The sequence below is a fragment of the Trebonia sp. genome, from assembly GCF_049794275.1.
In the GTDB taxonomy this organism is placed as follows: domain Bacteria; phylum Actinomycetota; class Actinomycetes; order Streptosporangiales; family Streptosporangiaceae; genus Trebonia.
This window is the reverse complement of record NZ_JBARCR010001195.1, coordinates 1-2,148: the sequence shown is the minus strand read 5'-3', so window position 1 is coordinate 2,148 and position 2,148 is coordinate 1. Positions and strand designations below refer to the sequence as shown.

Annotated in this window: 2 protein-coding genes; one reads left to right on the top strand and one right to left on the bottom strand. The window is 70.0% G+C overall.

Annotated elements, in window-relative coordinates; translation table 11 throughout:
• Positions 1 to 84: 84 nt before the first annotated feature.
• Positions 85 to 1,233 carry a thiolase family protein gene (locus tag WA805_RS29500; RefSeq protein WP_422273954.1) on the bottom strand — a complete coding sequence of 383 codons (1,149 nt, stop codon included), beginning with the start codon at positions 1,231 to 1,233 and terminating at the stop codon, positions 85 to 87.
• A gap of 159 nt (positions 1,234 to 1,392) precedes the next feature.
• On the opposite strand from WA805_RS29500, the gene WA805_RS29495 reads away from it, so the two are divergent.
• Positions 1,393 to 2,148 (top strand): RNA polymerase sigma factor (locus tag WA805_RS29495; RefSeq protein ID WP_425243958.1); only part of this gene is annotated, 756 nt, incomplete at its 3' end.

Here is a 2,148-nt window from a genome sequence, read left to right as displayed (position 1 = left end):
CGGACAAGAAACGTCCAGTTCGCGCCCTAAGTGCTCCGCGCGGGGTGGTGGGGGGCGACGGTGGGCGCGGGGCGAGGGTGGAGGTTAGAGGAGTTCGAGGATTGTGGCGTTGGCCTGGCCGCCGCCTTCGCACATGGTTTGCAGGCCGTAGCGGATGCCGTTGTCGCGCATGTGGTGGATGAGCGTGGTCATGATGCGGGCGCCGCTGCCGCCGAGGGGGTGGCCGAGCGCGATCGCGCCGCCGTTGGGGTTGAGCGACTTGGGGTCCGCGCCGATTTCGGCCAGCCAGGCGAGCGGGACTGGCGCGAACGCCTCATTCACCTCGAACGCGCCGATCTCGTCGGGCCGCAGGCCGCTCTTGCGCAGTGCCTTCTGGGTGGCGGGAATGGGCGCTGTCAGCATGATCACCGGGTCGTCGGCGGCGAGCACCGCGGTGTGCACCCGGGCGACCGGGGTCAGGCCGAGTTCGCGCGCCTTGTCGCTCGTCGTCATCATCAGCGCGGCGGCGCCGTCGCTGATCTGCGAGCTGTTGCCGGCGTGGATCACGCCGTCCGGCTTGAACGCGGGCTTGAGCTGGGCGAGCTTCTCGAGCGTCGAGCCGCGGCGGACGCCTTCATCGGTGTCCATCACCGTGCCGTCCTCCAGCTTGACCGGGGTGATCTGCCCGGCGAACCTGCCCTCGTCGATGGCGGCCGCGGCCTTCTGGTGCGAGGCGAGGGAGAACTCGTCGAGCTGAGTGCGGGACAGGCCCCAGCGCTCGGCGATCATCTCGGCGCCGATCCCCTGGTTCGGGGGCACCCCCTTGAAGAGGGTCTCAAGCCCCGACCCTGACGGGTTCGCCGCCGTCCCCCTTGACGATCCCATCGGGACGCGGCTCATCGACTCGACGCCGCCCGCGACCACCACGTCGTACTGGCCGCTGACCAGGCCCGCGGCGGCGAAGTGCACCGACTGCTGGCTTGACCCGCACTGCCGGTCCACCGTCACGCCCGGCACGCTGAGCGGCCAGCCGGCGGCGAGCACGGCGTTGCGGGCGATGTCGAACGTCTGCTCACCGAACTGGCTGACACAGCCCCAGATCACGTCGTCCACCACGGCCGGGTCGGTCCCTGAGCGCTCCGCGAGCGCTTGCAGCACGTGTGCCGACAGGTCTACCGGGTGCACCCCGGACAGCGCACCGTTCCGCTTTCCTACCGCCGTCCGAACCGCCGCCACGATCACCGCATCGCGCACCGCGTCGCCTCCTTCACCTCGTCGTCTCGCTACCTACCTGCCTACCATGCCTGGACGCGTTTGCCGAGTTACGAGCCGAAACCGGATGGACCACGGAATGGCATAGGGGTACATATAACTAACTTCCGCTCCATATCCGCACACCTCTAACGTAGGACCATGCGGGATCAGGAGGTTGTCGCTTCTATCGTGGCCGGCGACCCGGCAGGGCTGGCCGAGGCCTACGACAAGTACGCGCGCGTGCTTTACGGCTACAGCAAGACGTTTCTGCGCGAGCCAGCGGACGCCGCGGACGTGGTGCACGACACATTCGTGATCGCGGCTGGCAACCTGGACCGGTTGCGCGACCCCGAGCGGCTCCGGCCGTGGCTGTACGCGGTGACGCGCAACCTGTGCCTGCGCAAGCTGCGGGCCGAGAAGGCGGTCGCCGCCGAATGGGCCGATATCGACTTCGCGCCGGAAGGCAGTGAGGACTCCGACATCGGCGGTGAGGCCGAACGCGCGGAGCTGCGCGCCCTGCTGCGCGCCGCCGGCGGCGGCCTTAACTCCGGCGAGCGCGACATCATCGAGCTGCGCCTCTGGCAGGGACTGGACACCGCCGAGGCGGCCGCGGTGCTCGGCATCACCCGCGCCCACGCGCACTTGCTGATGTCCCGTGGACGCGATCAGCTCACCGCGTCCGTCGGCGCGCTGCTGGTCGCGCGCACCGGACGCGACGAATGCGCCACGCTGGACCACCTGCTCAGCGGGTGGGACGGAGAGCTGACCGTCCTGCTGCGCAAGCGGCTGAGCAGGCACATCGAGCACTGCGACATCTGCTCTGACCGGCGGCGGCGCGAGCTGCAGCCCGCGCTGCTCAGCCTCTGGCCCGCCGGGGTGCTGGCCGCCGAGGCCCTGGGCAGGCACGCCATGCAC